This window comes from Marinobacter sp. G5_S1_61_S3, assembly GCF_054968585.1.
Window position 1 is genome coordinate 153,405 of sequence record NZ_JBQKUK010000007.1, and the last position, 14,881, is coordinate 168,285.

Annotated in this window: 15 protein-coding genes; 9 read left to right on the forward strand and 6 right to left on the reverse strand. The window is 57.7% G+C overall.

All coding sequences use genetic code 11. The annotated features are described in order from the left end of the window. Positions 1-4 precede the first annotated feature (4 nt). Positions 5-670: an AbiTii domain-containing protein gene (locus ACTRWH_RS08795; RefSeq protein ID WP_041334183.1), complete on the reverse strand. Its 666-nt coding sequence runs from the start codon at positions 668-670 to the stop codon at positions 5-7. 235 nt (positions 671-905) lie between these two features. Between ACTRWH_RS08795 and ACTRWH_RS08800 the strand changes: the two genes are divergently transcribed. Then, positions 906-1,694, forward strand: a complete 789-nt coding sequence (locus tag ACTRWH_RS08800; RefSeq protein ID WP_278367792.1) for a TSUP family transporter — start codon at positions 906-908, stop codon at positions 1,692-1,694. Here ACTRWH_RS08800 and ACTRWH_RS08805 read toward each other — a convergent pair. Next, positions 1,691-2,476 carry a ZIP family metal transporter gene (locus ACTRWH_RS08805; protein ID WP_036209419.1) on the reverse strand — a complete coding sequence of 262 codons (786 nt, stop codon included), beginning with the start codon at positions 2,474-2,476 and terminating at the stop codon, positions 1,691-1,693. The genes ACTRWH_RS08800 and ACTRWH_RS08805 overlap by 4 nt on opposite strands. 134 nt (positions 2,477-2,610) lie before the next feature. On the opposite strand from ACTRWH_RS08805, the gene ACTRWH_RS08810 reads away from it, so the two are divergent. Then, positions 2,611-3,483 carry a diacylglycerol/lipid kinase family protein gene (locus ACTRWH_RS08810; protein WP_041334184.1) on the forward strand — a complete coding sequence of 291 codons (873 nt, stop codon included), beginning with the start codon at positions 2,611-2,613 and terminating at the stop codon, positions 3,481-3,483. Positions 3,484-3,495: 12 nt separating this feature from the next. Here ACTRWH_RS08810 and ACTRWH_RS08815 read toward each other — a convergent pair whose 3' ends face one another. Both ACTRWH_RS08815 and ACTRWH_RS08820 read right to left on the reverse strand, forming a co-directional pair. Then, complete coding sequence (locus ACTRWH_RS08815; protein ID WP_041334185.1) at positions 3,496-4,302, reverse strand: DUF1338 domain-containing protein; 807 nt, start codon at positions 4,300-4,302, stop codon at positions 3,496-3,498. Then, a complete protein-coding gene (locus ACTRWH_RS08820; RefSeq protein ID WP_082040547.1) occupies positions 4,289-5,419 on the reverse strand; it encodes an arginine N-succinyltransferase in 1,131 nt (376 codons plus the stop codon). The genes ACTRWH_RS08815 and ACTRWH_RS08820 overlap by 14 nt, the downstream gene beginning before the upstream one ends. 130 nt (positions 5,420-5,549) lie before the next feature. Between ACTRWH_RS08820 and ACTRWH_RS08825 the strand changes: the two genes are divergently transcribed. Then, complete coding sequence (locus ACTRWH_RS08825) at positions 5,550-5,978, forward strand: Lrp/AsnC family transcriptional regulator (protein WP_040474313.1); 429 nt, start codon at positions 5,550-5,552, stop codon at positions 5,976-5,978. Positions 5,979-6,602: 624 nt separating this feature from the next. Further along, positions 6,603-8,150 (forward strand): peroxidase family protein, encoded by a 1,548-nt coding sequence (locus tag ACTRWH_RS08830; RefSeq protein ID WP_085679639.1) that lies wholly within the window; start codon positions 6,603-6,605, stop codon positions 8,148-8,150. A 64-nt stretch (positions 8,151-8,214) separates the two neighbouring features. Here ACTRWH_RS08830 and ACTRWH_RS08835 read toward each other — a convergent pair whose 3' ends face one another. Then, complete coding sequence (locus tag ACTRWH_RS08835) at positions 8,215-8,490, reverse strand: YebG family protein (protein WP_007152627.1); 276 nt, start codon at positions 8,488-8,490, stop codon at positions 8,215-8,217. A 206-nt stretch (positions 8,491-8,696) separates the two neighbouring features. Here ACTRWH_RS08835 and ACTRWH_RS08840 point away from each other — a divergent pair, with 206 nt between their 5' ends. The 4 genes from ACTRWH_RS08840 to ACTRWH_RS08855 are packed head-to-tail and all read left to right on the forward strand — an operon-like array spanning position 8,697 to position 12,050. After that, complete coding sequence (locus ACTRWH_RS08840) at positions 8,697-9,299, forward strand: LemA family protein (protein ID WP_164732149.1); 603 nt, start codon at positions 8,697-8,699, stop codon at positions 9,297-9,299. Then, positions 9,299-10,054, forward strand: coding sequence for a TPM domain-containing protein (locus ACTRWH_RS08845; RefSeq protein WP_136633678.1), 756 nt, complete (start codon positions 9,299-9,301; stop codon positions 10,052-10,054). The genes ACTRWH_RS08840 and ACTRWH_RS08845 overlap by 1 nt, the downstream gene beginning before the upstream one ends. A 59-nt stretch (positions 10,055-10,113) precedes the next feature. Beyond that, entirely contained in the window at positions 10,114-10,743 is a 630-nt protein-coding gene (locus ACTRWH_RS08850; RefSeq protein ID WP_136633679.1) for a TPM domain-containing protein, read from the forward strand. Between the two features lie 50 nt (positions 10,744-10,793). Next, positions 10,794-12,050: a DUF5610 domain-containing protein gene (locus ACTRWH_RS08855; protein ID WP_169052524.1), complete on the forward strand. Its 1,257-nt coding sequence runs from the start codon at positions 10,794-10,796 to the stop codon at positions 12,048-12,050. A 4-nt stretch (positions 12,051-12,054) separates the two neighbouring features. Here the strand turns inward: ACTRWH_RS08855 and ACTRWH_RS08860 are convergent, their stop codons facing one another. Next, the gene (locus ACTRWH_RS08860) at positions 12,055-12,969 is read right to left on the reverse strand and encodes a glutathione S-transferase family protein (protein ID WP_136633681.1); all 915 of its coding nucleotides are present in this window, start codon (positions 12,967-12,969) and stop codon (positions 12,055-12,057) included. A 208-nt stretch (positions 12,970-13,177) separates the two neighbouring features. Between ACTRWH_RS08860 and ACTRWH_RS08865 the strand changes: the two genes are divergently transcribed. Beyond that, positions 13,178-14,860 (forward strand): AMP-binding protein, encoded by a 1,683-nt coding sequence (locus tag ACTRWH_RS08865; protein WP_036209447.1) that lies wholly within the window; start codon positions 13,178-13,180, stop codon positions 14,858-14,860. The last annotated feature ends 21 nt before the right edge of the window (positions 14,861-14,881 follow it).

Sequence of the window (14,881 nt, forward strand, 5' to 3'; positions counted from 1 at the left end):
TGTGTCAGCCTGTCCGCCCGAAGAAACGTTCGAAGAACCCGGTTTCCCGCACGTCGGGAATGGGCAGGTCGGCGTTATCCTCAAGCGCCTTGCGCCAGAACTTCTCGGGGTCATCGAGGTGGGCAACTTTTTCCCGTTCCTGTGTGCTGTAGGAATTGTGGTCTCCACTGAGCCCGTGTTCCATGAGTTCCTGTTCCCAGAGATACAGGGCGCAGCGAACAACGCGAAGCAGCTTGTTATAGCTGTCCCTGCTGATGGTAATGGCCAGTTCGGCGGTCAGGTTGATATGCGCCTGAAGCGTGGCCATTTCCTCTTTGTCGAAAACAATACGGTGGCCCGTGCCTTTCTTGCAGGCCATACAGGTTTTTTCCAGGGATTTGATGCCTTCTGGCATGTCTCGATGGCCGAAGTCCTGCTTCTGCTTGTCGTCGACCGGGGCGGGGATCCAGCCATACTGGGGTGAGCGGGCCACGATATGGCCGGGAACATCGCGCCGGTAGGGCGGGAGTTCCGAAGTATCACTGTAGCCGTCAAACTCGATTCGCATCCACGACGCCATCGTCCGGTGGCGCAACATCATGGCCAGGGTGATGGCTGAGGGCATGATCTCCTCAAGTGATTCTCCGTCGTCCCGGAGCCGTTCGTCCAGATGATCAACTGCTGCTGACATGGCTGTTCTCCATTTACCACGGGCAGAAGGGCCCACCTCCTGCCTGGCTGTTGTTCTTGTCGGAAATTCTGTCCGGCGGCTTTACCGGAAGCATTGATTAAAAACTAGGCGCTTTCTGTCATTTCTTCCGTTGTAGAAAAGTAGCCAGTTTGTTACTGGAAGTAAGGGCTTCCCGGCAGGTATGCTCATACACCTTTGTATTCGCGAACCTGGCTCCCGGAACCTCGATACCTCTATGTCTGACTTGGCGTTGTACCAGTATGTCCTGATTGGCCTGATTTTTATCTGGAGCGGGTTTGTCCGTTCCGGGCTGGGATTCGGCGGGGCGGTGCTTTCACTGCCTTTCCTACTGCTGGTGCTGGACGACCCGCTGGTGTTCCTGCCCATCATTGCAGTGCACCTGTTGGTGTTTTCCTCCCTGACCATCTGGATGAATAATCGCAAGTCGTCGGGTACGGGTGATGATGACGCGGCGGTCGTGGGTACGGTCGATTGGCATTATCTCTGGCGGATTCTGGCGATCATGATCGTGCCCAAGCTGATCGGGGTGTTCGGACTGATCACACTGCCGTCAGAGATCATGAGCACGATTATCTTTGTGATCGTGTCCCTGTACTCCATCTCCTACATCCTTGACCGGCCTTTTCGCAGCGGCAGCCGGACTGTGGACGCGGTGTTTCTGATGGTGGGCGGCTACATCAGTGGTACGTCCCTGATTGGTGCCCCGCTGATTATTGCCGTTGTGGCGCAGCATCTGCCGAAAGAGCGCCTGCGGGACACCCTGTTCGCACTCTGGTTCATCCTGGTGGTGATCAAAATGGCGGCGTTTATCTGGGTGGGCGTCGACCTGCAGCTGATCCACCACCTGTGGCTGTTACCCTGCGCTGCCATTGGTCATGTCATCGGACTTTACGTTCACGACCGCATGCTGAAGGCGGAAACACCGATCTTCTTCCGGGTGCTGGGCGTTGTGCTGTTGATCGTCAGCAGCATCGGTATGGCGAGGGTGTTGTTTCCCGGCTAACCCAGCGTGGCGTCAAGGAACATCATGATGACGAAACCGCCCAGAAGCGAGAAGGTGGCCAGGGTCTTGAAGCGGCCACGATGGGTCTCGGGGATGATCTCATCACTGATAATGAACAGCATGGCACCGGCCGCGAAGCCGAGGGTCCACGGCATGATGGGTTCTGCCAGCCATACCATGGTGCTGCCGAAAAGCCCGCCAACGGGCTCGAGCAGCCCGGTCAGCACCGCGATCCCGAAGGATTTCAGGCGTGAGTGCTCGATGGCCAGCAGGGAGACGGCCACGGCCAGGCCTTCGGGGATGTTCTGAAGCCCAATGCCCACCGCCAGGGCCACCCCATTACCGATGTCACCACCGGCAAACCCGACGCCAACGGCCATGCCTTCAGGGAAGTTGTGCAGGGCAATGGCGATGATGAACAGCCATATCCGGCGTATACGTGCGCTGTCAGGGCCTTCCCGGCCCAGGGTGAAGTGTTCGTGGGGTAGCCGCTGATGAATGCTGAAGAGCAGGCCTGCGCCCATGAGAAGACCGGCGATAACCATCAACGCGGCGCTCCAGGTAGCGCCGGTGAGCTCCTCGCCGTATTCGATGCCCGGGAGTAGTAGCGAGAAGAACGACGCCGCCAGCATGACCCCCGCAGCTGCGCTGAGCATGCCGTCCTGCAGCTGTGGCGTGAGCTTTCTGACCAGGAATACACCCAGGGCGCCGACACCTGTCCCAAGGCCTGCCAGCAGGCTGGCAATCGACCCCAGCCAGACAACATTGACATCTTCCAGCATCGGTCTCCCTTAGTTCGTCGGTGGCGGCGTTACAGCGCCGTTAAACCTTGACCATGTTGATGGCAAGTTCCGCTACCATGGCTTATACCTTAGTACGTCAAAAATCCAAAACAGACTCAGGAAGACGGTATGCAATGGTTTACTGGTTGATGGCCAACCCCAACGCCGGGGAAAAGGACAATCGTGGCGCTGAGTTCTGGCGAAATTACCTGGAAAGTGCGGGCATTGTCGATATCCGGGATTGCAGTCTTGACGATAAGAGCTGGACCGAAGAGGTGGGCCCCAGGGACTTCATCCTCGCGGCTGGAGGCGATGGCTCAGTAAATGCGGCGGCCGGTTTTTGTCTCGATACCGGCGCTACCCTCGCGGTTCTGCCTTCCGGGACCGCCAATGATTTTGCCCGCAACCTGGGGCTGCCTGACGATCCCCAGCATGTTTGCAATCTGGTCTCGGCAGGACGGACCCGTATGCTGGACGTAGCCACCACCGATAACGGTCTGTTTCTGAACGTGGCTCATATCGGACTCGGCACATTGCCGGTTCGAGAGTCGTCGGCGGACGCCAAACGACTTCTCGGTCGCTTCAGCTATGGCGTAGCGTTGCTGCAGAAACTGCGGGTGTATCGGGGTTTCCATGGCCTCATCGAAACCGAGAAGGGAACCGTAGCCGGGCGATGGCTGACCATTGCGGTGTCCTCCGGTGCCTTTTTCGGCGGTGGCAACGAGATTCCCCAGGCGTCGGCAGGGGATGGTCAATTGGATGTCGTGGCCGTGAGGCCGCGTTCGCTGTTCCAGCTTTTCATGACTTTTTTGACGGTGCGGTTGAGCCGTAACTCTCCGAAACGAACCAGCACAGTGGTTCACCTCAAAAGCCCGACCGTGTCGATCACCACCCGTTCGCGCCGAACGGTCACCATGGATGGGGACATCGCCGGCGATACACCACTTCGTGCTCAATGCAGGCCAGCCTGCCTGAAGGTCATCTGTGAGGAACTGGTAACGACCTGAAGGCTTTGTCCTTCAGGTTCGGCTGTCCGTGCTCTCGAAAATCTTGTCCGCCGAGGCGGCAACAAAGCCACTGTAGAGCTCTCCGTCAGGCTTGGCATAGCGACGTGCGAACTCGTAGAAGCAGCTTGGTATGGCCGCCGTCTGATCCGTAAACCGGACGTCGGCGCGGTCCGCCATGGTGGAAGATTGTTCCAGCAGCTCTTCCGGAGAGCCTTTGATCTCACCTCCGGAACTGTTCACACGGTAACCGTTGTCTTTGAGGGTCTGATTGATTTCAGCCACGGTTTTGAATCGGCTGAGATGATTGATGCTCACCGTAAAGTGGTTGGCCCGATAACCCCAAGCCGCTACCCAGGCCGCGTATTCACTTTCCTCCAGCAGGGTCTGGTAGGTGGCGTGGTCGACATCCCAGTGACGACCGGAATAGAGAAAGTCGTCCCGGGTGACGGCGGTAGGGTCCATCTGGCTCACCAGGCCTTCCACAATGGATTGCAGCGACCCGGAACACTGATCAACCAGCAATTCGGAAATGAACACCTTGGGGGCAGTCGGATCTGGATGCTCGTAGTGTTTTGCGTACAGTTTCTTGGCGTCGAAGTGATAGTCGCCGCCTTCGTGATATCCCAGCGCCAGGAAGTGCGCGGCCAGTTTGTCCAGGTTTACCTTCTCGATGTTGAAGGTACGCAGGGCAATGTGGTCATTCACAATTTCGCCGCCCTGGGTGTCATCCAGCAACCGGTGGATATCCTGTGCCGAGGGTGTCACCTCGCAGTAATTGTCCCAAAGGTGGCGGAACAAAGTATCTCTATCGGTGTGCATGGATGGCCTCCTGTTGTTGGCGCAGTGGAATGGCTGTGGTCGCAGCTCCGCTCTGTGCGGCTGCAAGTTCCATGAAACGGACTTCTCCATCGTTGCGCAGATTAAGCGACTTTGCCAGTGCTGCCGGTACCTGCAGGAGATTGTGAGCAGGCAGGTATCGGGCAGCACTGGTGACGGTGGCGCGGAAATTCGCCGTTTCGGTATTGGTGATGGCCAACAGTCGGCCCTGGCCACCCCGGTTCCATTCCTCGAGCGTCGGTCGCACATCATCAACAATCTGGATACGGCAGCCGACGGACGTCGATACCGAGCGGATATCGGCCAGTCTCGCCTCAACGGTCGGGCCGGCATCAAACAGATCCACGTAACCATTATGGCGGAACCCTTCGGCTTCGAGCATGGCGAGGGCCGGACGGGTTTGCGGGTGTACCTGCCCGATAACAGCGCGGGCGTTTTCGTCCATCAAATGGGTGTAGAGCGGGTGTCGGGGCATCAGGTCGGCGATAAAGCCGTTGTCGCCCGTGCCCACCATGCGTGTCACCGTGCTGAAATCAAGATCCACGAAATGGGTCCGCAACCAATCCCAGAAGGGCGACTGCCCGCCTTCGTCCGAGATGCCCCGCATTTCAGCGATGACAGTCTCAGCAAAACGCTGCGGATGCTGGGCCATAAACAGAAAGCGAACCCGGGAGAGCAGCTTGCCCGCGTGCGCCCGCCGAAACCTGGGCCGCAAAAACAGTGTGCAGATCTCGCTGCAACCGGTGTAATGATTGCACATGTTGAGGACTTCCAGTCGGCGGAGCAGATTCAGTTCCGGCGAGTGGTGAACGACCTGGCTGCGATGATAATGATACAGAGGGCGTCGGATGCCTACAGAGGCTTCAATACCGGTGGTACCCATGATTTCGCCGGTTTCCGGGTCTTCCAACACGAACAGATAGCCTTCGTCGCCTGGGGTACCGGTATGGCGGTTAAAACTGTCCATGGAATGACGGATTTTCTGGGTCAGGAAATCACGGTCATCGACCAGTGAGGTGAAACCGGGGCCGGATTCCACGGCAATCTGCTGCAGAGCGGCGAGGTCTGAGAGGGCAACCGGGCGGATAATCATAGACATGTCCTCATCTGCTGACCGCTGGAAGCGGAGAGTGGCAGGGCCAGTATGATGGGGTGTAGTGCCATTTTGTAGCGTCAAAAAATGATAAATGATGATATATTATGGCAATTTGACCAGGAATGATGTCGATATGATCAGCAAGCAGGACCAAAGGCTACTATTACACCTGCGCCAGAATGCCCGTTGCAGTGTCTCGGACTTGGCCAGGGCACTGGACCTGTCGCGCTCAACGGTGCAGAACCGCATTGCAAAGCTCGAAGCGAGTGGCGTGATTCGCGGGTATTCCGTTGAGCTTGGAGGCGAGTATACGGCAACCCAGGTGGAGGCCCATGTGTCGATCAAGGTTTTCCAGAAGCTGACGGCTCGAACCAACGCAGCCCTGGAACAGATCAGCCAGGTATCCCAGTTGTATTCTGTCAGCGGCGAGTATGATCTGATTGCCATCGTCCAGGCTCAGTCCCTGGAGGAGCTGAGTGCGGTTCTGGACGAAATCGGCAATCTTGAGGGTGTGGAGCGAACCAATTCGGCGGTGGTTCTGGAGACGCGTTTCAGGCGTTGATACCAGTATTTCCGGAAATGGTTTGTAAAAGCTGTAATGAGTTTCAACATCTTTGCATATGCGACATATCGTCTGAGTGTTGATTCCTCGCCCAGGTCTGTACCCATTCAGGTGGCTGATTTTACGGGGCAATGCTATTTAGGGCTGAGATAGGGGCTGGTCATTAGAGCTCGAAGTGGAAAACGCCAAGGGCGTTCGGCTAAAAAGTGTCAGATTTTGATACGTAGGGTGTAAAGCAAACCAGAAAACTCTGTAAATGTGTTTAAAGTGCAGTGATTGTGTTGGCTCCTGTCTGCAAAAATCTCAAATCCGTACTTTTTCGTGCTCTCCTGAAAAAATTCCGTCGTCACCCGCTGTCAGCAATGTATGCAGGCGTGCTGTTTTCCGGCGGTCGTGGAAGTTGTCCAATGTTGGCTGTCGGTCCTGAATGTGCCTGGCTGTTGTTGTTAACTGCCTGTTTGAGCATGGGATTCCGATGGGCCCGTAGTTCGGTTTTTTCACTTGATATCTCGCTGGCATGGAAGCTGCTATTTCCCTGGGGCTCGTCGCGAAGGGCACGACGCCCTGGCCGTTGTTCGCGGCTTCGACGGTCTGAGGACCTGATAGTCCAAATGGGAGAGAGGAATGAATATCAAGGAAACGTTCGAAACGAGCGAAAAAACGTACAAGAAAGTCAACATGTGTCCCGGCCATGGCATGGGCGGACGGCACCCGTCACGCAAGGGGCTTGACCAGTTATCCGGCCACGATGACCCAGGCATGTTTGGTCGTATGTTTCCGGGCCTGTCGGCCCTGGATGTGCCAGACAACAAGTTACAGGCGCTGGCGGAAGCCATGCTGGATCCCGATCCGACGGACAGTTCACTGGACAATCCGGGCATTCCGGGCGGTTACACCTACTTTGGCCAGTTTGTCGACCACGACATCACGCTCGATCTGAGCTCTTTGTCCGATAAGAAAAGGGACCCGCTGGGACTGGAGAACTTCCGTACCCCGGCGCTGGACCTGGATAATGTCTATGGTCTCGGCCCTGACGGCTCACCCCATCTGTATGCCAGGAACCCGGCGGACCCTTCGCAACGTGGTCCCAAGTTGGTGATTGGCCGGAACATCAACGTCGATTTTGGTGGCATCACCGGCGATTTTGCCAACGACCTTCCCCGCAGCCCGGAAGGCGTGGCATTGATTGGTGACCCGCGCAACGATGAAAACCTGCTGGTTGCGCAGACCCACCTGGCCTTCCTGAAGTTCCATAACGCTGTGTGTGACAAGCTGCAGAGCGAGGGCGTAGCGGCTGAACAGCTCCTGACTGAAGCCAGGAAAACCGTGACTTACCACTATCAGTGGATGGTGCTCCACGACTGGATGGAGCGTCTGTGCGGGGAAGGTGCGACCGACCGAATTCTCAACGATGGCCGGCAGTACTACCGGTTCAAGAAAACCCCTTACATGCCGGTGGAGTTTTCAGTGGCGGCCTATCGTTTGGGGCACAGCATGGTGCGCCAGCGCTATAGCCACAACCGGATCTTCGCTGATACCGGTTTTGATCTGTTGTTTGCGTTCTCCGGACTGTCTGGGGACATTATTGGAAATCTCGCACCGCAGCCTCCCACCGGGCCAACGCCAGTCAGTGTGTTGCCCAGCAACTGGATTATCGACTGGCGGCGCTTCCACGACCTTGACCGTCCATCGTCGATGCCATTCAATCCGTCGCGGAAACTGGACCCGTTGTTGGTGGAGGAACTTCATAATCTGCCGGGTGGTGGCGGTAACCTGGCTTTCCGTAATCTCAAGCGCGGCGTGAGCCTGGGCTTGCCCTCCGGCCAGGATGTGGCCCGTGAAATGGGCGTAGCCAATGCGTTGACTGCCGATGAAATTGCGACCGGGCCGGATGGCGAGGAAGCCAAGCGCCAGGGGCTGCATGAGTCAACACCGCTGTGGTACTACATCCTGAAGGAAGCGCAGGTGAAAGAGGCCGGTGACCGGCTGGGCCCGGTTGGGGCAGCCATCGTGTCCGAGGTGTTCGTGGGGTTGATCCACGGTGATCAGCAGTCGTTCCTCTGGCAGGAGGGCAAAGACTGGAAACCATCCCTGCCGGCAGCCACGCCAGGAACCTTCACCATGGCGGATATGTTGAGGTTTATTGGGGATATCAATCCCCTGGGAGACTGATCCGCGCAGACGTACCGAGGCGGGGAGGCGTGTGGTGAATGAGCGCCTCCCCGCCCATTCTGGGTTATGCGTCGGTGGTTTCGTTCAGCAATGAGGGTTTTTTCAGGGCCTTGGCGAACAGGTCCTTTTCCTCGGCAATGGCGAGTGCCGCTTTTTCCGCCATGGCTTCATCCAGGCCCTCAACTCGCGCCTGTAGAAACTGGGTGATTTCCTCGGCCAGTTCCAGGACTTTGTCCCGGGCATCGGCTTCCGCTTTGGACGAGAAGAGCATTGTGTCGGGGTGTTTCAGTGCCATCTCCAGTCCATCCCTCTCCGAGTAATACAGCGCTTGTACGGCCATGACGTTCTCCAGTGTGTTCCCGCACGTTGTCGTGTCTGGTGGGGTTCATTGAATCTGCGGTGAGTATACTTAAGGCATCTGTATATGTATACAGTGTTTTCGGCCGCCTGGGCGGCAGATGTCGGGCGGAAAAATGTGATAGTGTCTTAGGCCGACGATGACCAGACCCACCATCAAGGAACCGATACGCTATGCACGACCGACCCATGGCCAGCCCAGGCCGAACGCCCTTTCAGCTTGCTGCTCTGGCCTTGCTGGCCATGCTGCTCACCGGCTGCGGCATCAACAACATTCCAACGTATGACGAGCAGGTTAAATCAGCCTGGGCGCAGGTGGAGAACCAGTACCAGAGGCGGGCGGATCTGGTGCCGAACCTCGTTGAAACGGTGAAAGGTTTTGCGGATCAGGAACAGGAAACCCTGACAGCAGTCACCGAAGCGCGTTCAAAGGCGACCTCTATTCAGGTCGACGAAAGCATTCTCAACAACCCCGAGAAGCTGAAACAGTTCCAGCAGGTTCAGGGTGAACTCAGCAGTGCGCTCAGCCGCCTGATGGCGGTTTCAGAGCGCTACCCGGATCTGAAGTCAAACCAGAACTTCCTGGCGTTGCAGTCGCAACTGGAAGGTACGGAGAACCGTATCTCGGTCGCAAGGCGTGACTTTATCCAGGCGGTTGAACGCTACAATACGGAAATCCGGACCTTTCCAGGCCGTCTCTGGCACAGCATGCTTTACAGCGACCTTGAGTTGAGGGCCAACTTCGAGGCCACTACCCCCGATGCCCAGGAAGCGCCACAGGTGGAGTTCTGATGCCTGTTCGTTTCCACCCCGTTATCGTTTTTCTGGCCTTGATTGTGCTGTGCCAGGCCAATGCCCTGGCGCAATCCACTCCTGATTTCCCCGACCTGACCGGTCGCGTGGTGGACCGCGCCGACATGCTGCCCGCCAAAGTTGAACGTCGCCTCAGCCAGATGCTTGAGGCCCACGAGCAGTCAACGACCGAACAGGTGGTTGTGGTGACGCTGCCGAACCTTCAGGGCTATGCCATTGAAGACTTTGGCTACCAGTTGGGTCGTCACTGGGGAATTGGCCAGGAAGGTGAAGACAACGGTGCGTTGCTGTTGGTAGCCAAGGATGAGCGGCGGATTCGCATCGAGGTTGGCTACGGCCTCGAAGGTCGACTGACCGACGCCACATCCGCCACGATTATTAATCAGATCATTACCCCGGCGTTCAGGCAGGGGGATTTTGCCACCGGCATTGCCAACGGTGCTGCGGCCATGGTTCAGGTATTGGGTGGTGAGCCACTTGCGGTTCCGAAGTCCAGTCGCCAGGCAGCCAAAGACGATCGGCCCCATCCGGCGTTGGGCATCCTGTTTTTCGTCATTGTGCTGATTGCGTTCTTTAGAGGCGGTGTCGGCGGGGGCCGTGGTGGCCGCAGTGCCCTGCTGGCCGGTGCGCTCGCTGGTGGTCTTGGTGGAGGTCGCGGCGGCGGTTTTGGCGGTGGTGGCTTCAGCGGCGGAGGCGGTGGCTTCGGCGGCGGTGGTGCCTCCGGCGGTTGGTAAACCAGCGACTCAACGCGAGTAGACAGCGAACCTATTGATTCAGCAACACCGGAACGAACATGACGACGTTACTAACAGACAGTGAGCAACAACAGGTGGCTTCGGCCATCACAGAGGTGGAGCGTGAGACCGACGCGGAACTGGTAACGGTTCTTGCCGCAGCCTCCGATGATTATTCCTATATCCCCCTGCTCTGGGCCGGGGTTATTGCACTACTGGTGCCCGGAGCGATCAATTACTTTACCGGTTCGCTGGGCGCGGACTGGTTGCTGGTGGTTCAGTGGGTGACCTTTATCCTGTTATGCCTGTTGTTTCGGTTTCCGGGTGTGGGGCATCATCTGGTTCCAAAGGCTGTTCGCTTCTGGCGGGCGTCCAACATGGCCCGGCGGCAATTCCTGGAGCAGGATCTTCATCACACCCAGGGCGGCGTTGGCATGCTGATTTTCGTCTCGGAAGCGGAACACTATGTTGAAATTCTGGTGGATCAGGGCATTGCCGATAAGGTCAGCGACGGCGTTTGGGAAGAGATTGTCGGCACCTTTACCAACCAGGTTCGCAGTGGCGACACCCTGGCCGGCTTTCTCGGTTGCATCGAAAGTTGCGGCCAGCACCTGCGGGAGCAGTTGCCCGCAACCCGCGAGAAAAACGAATTGCCTAATCATCTGGTGCTAATACCGAAACGTTCTTAATGCCTGCCGCCGGTCTGCCGATAAACAGGGGCAGGCTGCGGAAGCATCCCATGTCCTGCCTGCAGACAGCGCTGATGAGGGGTGAGGGTATGGTTTCTCCAATTAATATTCCCGGTTCCGGAATGCCAGGTCGCTCCGGCGCGGAGCCATCGGGAAGCCGGTCGACAAACAATGCCCCCGAGCCTACCAAGGTCCGGGAACAGGGCAGGGGGGCGATCCGCACGCCCGAGGATGCTATTAACGCACTTCGAAGCAGGCTTGAACAACAGCTTCAGCAACGACTCGGGGCATCCGGCCCCGATGCATCTGCCTCCACCCGAAATCGATTCGAACCGCCGACAGCCGCCGACGTGGCCAGCCGCGTGCTGGGCTTCGTCCAGCAGCGCCTGCAAAAGGAAGCGGCTGCCGGTGCAGACTCGGAGCGCCTGGCAGGCCTGCTTTCCGATGCACGCCGTGGTGTTGAGCAGGGGTTCTCCGAGGCGCGGGAGCAGATCGAAGCCCTGGGGTTGATGACGGACACATTGAATCGTGATATCGACGACAGCTTCACGCGCATCCAGGACGGTTTGTCTGATCTGGAGTCGCGGTATCTGCAAAACGGGATGCCGTCAGAGAGCCGGGTAGCAGCGGCGATGGTGGAGAGCGCCAGCAAAGAGTCTTTTGCGTTTGAGGTCACCACCCGTGACGGCGACCGTGTGACCGTTCGCATGGAGGAGCAACGCTACTCGGCAATGTCGGCAAGTGCCCGCGAGAGTGATGGCGTCCGGTCTGAAGAAGTACGCTCGGCCAGCCTGTTTTCGGGGCGTTATGCGTTCTCGGTGGAGGGCAGTCTGGATGACGGCGAGAAGGCCGCGCTCGCGGATCTTTTTGGCAAAGTGCAGCAAGTGTCTGGCCGTTTTTTCGACGGCGATATCCAGGGTGCCTTTCAAGCGGCCCAGTCGTTGAGACTGGGCGGGGATGAACTGGCGAGCTTCAGCCTGAACCTCTCTGCTACCCGGATGGTGTCTGCCGCTGCTTACGAGTCTGTATCCCGTGAGCCTTCATCCGAGCCCTCCGCAAACATGCAGTTGCGACCGCTTGGCAGTCTCGCCCGGGATATCCAGGGGCTTGCTCAGGAGTCGGTTGCCAAAGGCATGGACCTTCAGGCAATGGAAGGGCTCATGCAGGAACTGCTGGACGATATCCAGCGGCTCCAGGACGAGCGGGGCGGCGAAAACAAACCCGCGCCGCGCTCGTTAATGGATGATTTCCTGTCGTCAGTGTTGGCCGCTTTCGAAAGTGCCGGCCAGAAGGGCGAGCCGGCTTGAGGCATCAGGCCGGCTTGATTGCATAACCCTGTTTCGGGAAGTGGACATGGACCTGCCCGACACGCGCGTGGGAACGCTCCAGAGTCAGGGTTTGCTCATCTGCGAACACCAGGCGTCCTGCGACCGGGTCGCGCCCGTAGTCATCGGGTGCGACTTCGACATTCTTTCCTGTTAACTCATTACCACCGGCAGACTCAATGGCTCGCGGCGTTTCATTGCGGGCAATGTCCAATGCCTGGTCAGCGGTGATTTCACTAGGTTTGCCGTGTCCGAAGGCTTTCATTCGCTCCAGCCACGCTGCCACGTTGGGAGCGTCCCGCAGCCAGGGTTTGCCCGCCAGATCGCAGACAAACCACAGGCCATGGTAGGCCGAAAAATCAGCGATGCAGGGAGTATCGCCGAACAAGAAGTCTTTCTCCAGCATCGACTCCATGGTTTCGATGTGCGCCATAACCTTGGCTTTTGCCTGCGGCCCTCGTACCGCTTTCACGCGGGACTTTGTGCCCATGGTGATGCGGTCCTTGAGGAAGCGTAAGGCGTTCAGCAGCGACGTGTCGCGGATCAGCTTTCGCAGCATGCGGCCATCGCTGGCGGCAATCACGCAGGCAAGAAACACCTCAAGGTCCGTGGTGTGCACAAAGTCGATGACTGCTTGCGGCTGGTTGGCCAGGCTCAATTCCGGTTTGCCACTCAGGCGTGCGATTTCGTCAGCGATGGCGCGGCTGTCGCAGAACACATCGGCGCCACTCTGGGCCACGGGAACTTTGCGGTAACCACCCGCCAGCGCGGAAAGCATAGGCCGGGGCGGCATTTCCCGGACGATAACAGACTGCCAGGAAAGGCCGGCGTAGCCGAGCATGGCCCTAACCTTTTCGGAAAAAGGCGACATGGCGTAGTGGTACAGAATGAACTCTTGCATGGGGAAACCCATCCTTATTTGGCAATGTTATCTGGCGCGATCCGGGAGGTTACCCTGCAATCCTGTCGGGCGAAAGGCCGGGAGTTGTCCGTGTGGGCCAGCTGGCCCGTCACCATCGCCCAGGCTTGAGGAAACGGGAAATACAGGTACTATGCTTTAGTTGCCCAAAAATAACGTCAGAAAAGACGACAACAATAAGGAGCCCTTGATGGCTGCAGACAGCAACAAGCAAACGTCCCTCCACTGCCTGTATTACTGGGCAAAGCAAACCCCCGACAAGGTATACCTGACCCAGCCATTTCCGGATGGCACCACCGAAGACATTACCTGGAAACAGGCCGCCGACCAGGTGTCCCGGATGTCGGCTCACTTGGCAACACTGGGCCTGCCGGAACGCAGCAATGTCGCCATTCTTGGCAAGAACAGTGCGCACTGGATCCTGTCAGACCTCGCCATATGGGCTGCCGGCCACGTTTCAGTTCCGCTATATCCGACGCTCAATGGTGAGACAGCTGCGTATGTGCTGGAGCACAGTGAAGCGAAACTGCTGTTCCTGGGGAAGTTGGACGGCAAGGCGGACGGCTGGAACGATATCAAGGGCCACATTCCCGGAGACCTGCCGGTTATTTCTTTGCCGATGTCGCCCCGGGACGACACGCCGAAATGGCTGGACGTTATCGCCCAGCAGCAGCCGGCCGAACCCAGCTTGCCGGACCCTGATGACCTGGCCACCCTGGTTTATACGTCTGGAAGCACCGGTCGCCCGAAAGGCGTTATGCACAGTTTTCGCACCATGATTTCCGTCGCCGATGGGCTGCAGCAGATATTCCCTGTCACCCAGGATGAAAGAATGCTTTCCTATCTGCCTCTTGCCCATGTTGCTGAACGTGCGGCGGTGGAAACCCAGTCGCTTTATTACGGATTCCACCTGTATTTTGCCAATTCCCTGGACACCTTCCAGGAAGATCTGCAAAGAGCCCGGCCGACCCTGTTCTTCTCGGTGCCCAGGCTGTGGATGAAGTTCTACCTGGCCATCAACAGCAAGTTGCCGCCGAAGAAGCAGAAGGTGCTGTTCAATATTCCGGTACTGAACAAACTGGTGAAAAAGAAGGTATTGAAGCAGTTGGGCCTGGATCACTGCCGTGCGGCCCTCACGGGGGCGGCACCGCTCTCGGGTGAAATTATTGGTTGGTACAGGAACCTTGGGCTGGAGCTGCTGGAGGTGTATGGGATGTCGGAAAACTTCGGCTATTCTCATGCCAATCGCCCGGGCCGGGCCAAGGTGGGTACCGTGGGTGTCACCAATCCTGGTGCGGAGCATCGTCTGGCTGAGAATGGCGAAGTGCAGGTCAAGAGCCCCGGCCAGATGCTGGGCTACTATAAGAACGAAGAGAAAACCCGCGAGGACGTTACCGAGGATGGCTTCCTTAAAACCGGGGATATGGGAGAGATCGACAGCGAGGGGTATCTGCGCATCACTGGCCGCGTGAAGGATCTTTTCAAAACCTCCAAGGGCAAGTATGTGGTGCCAGTGCCCATCGAAAGCCGTTTTAATCATCCCAAGGCAGAGGTTGTGTGCGTGGCGGGAGCCAACCAACCTCAGCCCTGCCTGATGGTACTGTTATCCGAAGAAGCACGGGAAGCGCTGGAAGCAGGAGGCAGTCGTGATGAGCTGGAGAGGGAGCTGGCTGCGGAGCTGGACGCCGTTAACAGTGGGTGCGAGGCTCATGAGAAGCTGGCGTTCGTGGTGGTGGTGAAAGAACCCTGGACCATGGAAAACGGTATGCTCACACCCACCATGAAGATCAAGCGAAATGTGATCGAGGACTTCTACAACCGCAAAATGGACGAGTGGTTTGGCAAGAAGCAAAAGGTGATCTGGGAGTTCTGATCCCCAAAACGAAAACACCGG

Coding starts and splice junctions, on each gene's coding strand:
- ACTRWH_RS08795 (WP_041334183.1), bottom strand. CDS start 670: ATGTCAGCAGCAGTTGATCATCTGGACGAACGGCTCCGGGACGACGGA.
- ACTRWH_RS08800 (WP_278367792.1), top strand. CDS start 906: ATGTCTGACTTGGCGTTGTACCAGTATGTCCTGATTGGCCTGATTTTT.
- ACTRWH_RS08825 (WP_040474313.1), top strand. CDS start 5,550: ATGATCAGCAAGCAGGACCAAAGGCTACTATTACACCTGCGCCAGAAT.
- ACTRWH_RS08830 (WP_085679639.1), top strand. CDS start 6,603: ATGAATATCAAGGAAACGTTCGAAACGAGCGAAAAAACGTACAAGAAA.
- ACTRWH_RS08805 (WP_036209419.1), bottom strand. CDS start 2,476: ATGCTGGAAGATGTCAATGTTGTCTGGCTGGGGTCGATTGCCAGCCTG.
- ACTRWH_RS08815 (WP_041334185.1), bottom strand. CDS start 4,302: ATGCACACCGATAGAGATACTTTGTTCCGCCACCTTTGGGACAATTAC.
- ACTRWH_RS08810 (WP_041334184.1), top strand. CDS start 2,611: ATGGTTTACTGGTTGATGGCCAACCCCAACGCCGGGGAAAAGGACAAT.
- ACTRWH_RS08860 (WP_136633681.1), bottom strand. CDS start 12,969: ATGCAAGAGTTCATTCTGTACCACTACGCCATGTCGCCTTTTTCCGAA.
- ACTRWH_RS08840 (WP_164732149.1), top strand. CDS start 8,697: ATGGCCAGCCCAGGCCGAACGCCCTTTCAGCTTGCTGCTCTGGCCTTG.
- ACTRWH_RS08820 (WP_082040547.1), bottom strand. CDS start 5,419: ATGTCTATGATTATCCGCCCGGTTGCCCTCTCAGACCTCGCCGCTCTG.
- ACTRWH_RS08845 (WP_136633678.1), top strand. CDS start 9,299: ATGCCTGTTCGTTTCCACCCCGTTATCGTTTTTCTGGCCTTGATTGTG.
- ACTRWH_RS08855 (WP_169052524.1), top strand. CDS start 10,794: ATGTCCTGCCTGCAGACAGCGCTGATGAGGGGTGAGGGTATGGTTTCT.
- ACTRWH_RS08835 (WP_007152627.1), bottom strand. CDS start 8,490: ATGGCCGTACAAGCGCTGTATTACTCGGAGAGGGATGGACTGGAGATG.
- ACTRWH_RS08865 (WP_036209447.1), top strand. CDS start 13,178: ATGGCTGCAGACAGCAACAAGCAAACGTCCCTCCACTGCCTGTATTAC.
- ACTRWH_RS08850 (WP_136633679.1), top strand. CDS start 10,114: ATGACGACGTTACTAACAGACAGTGAGCAACAACAGGTGGCTTCGGCC.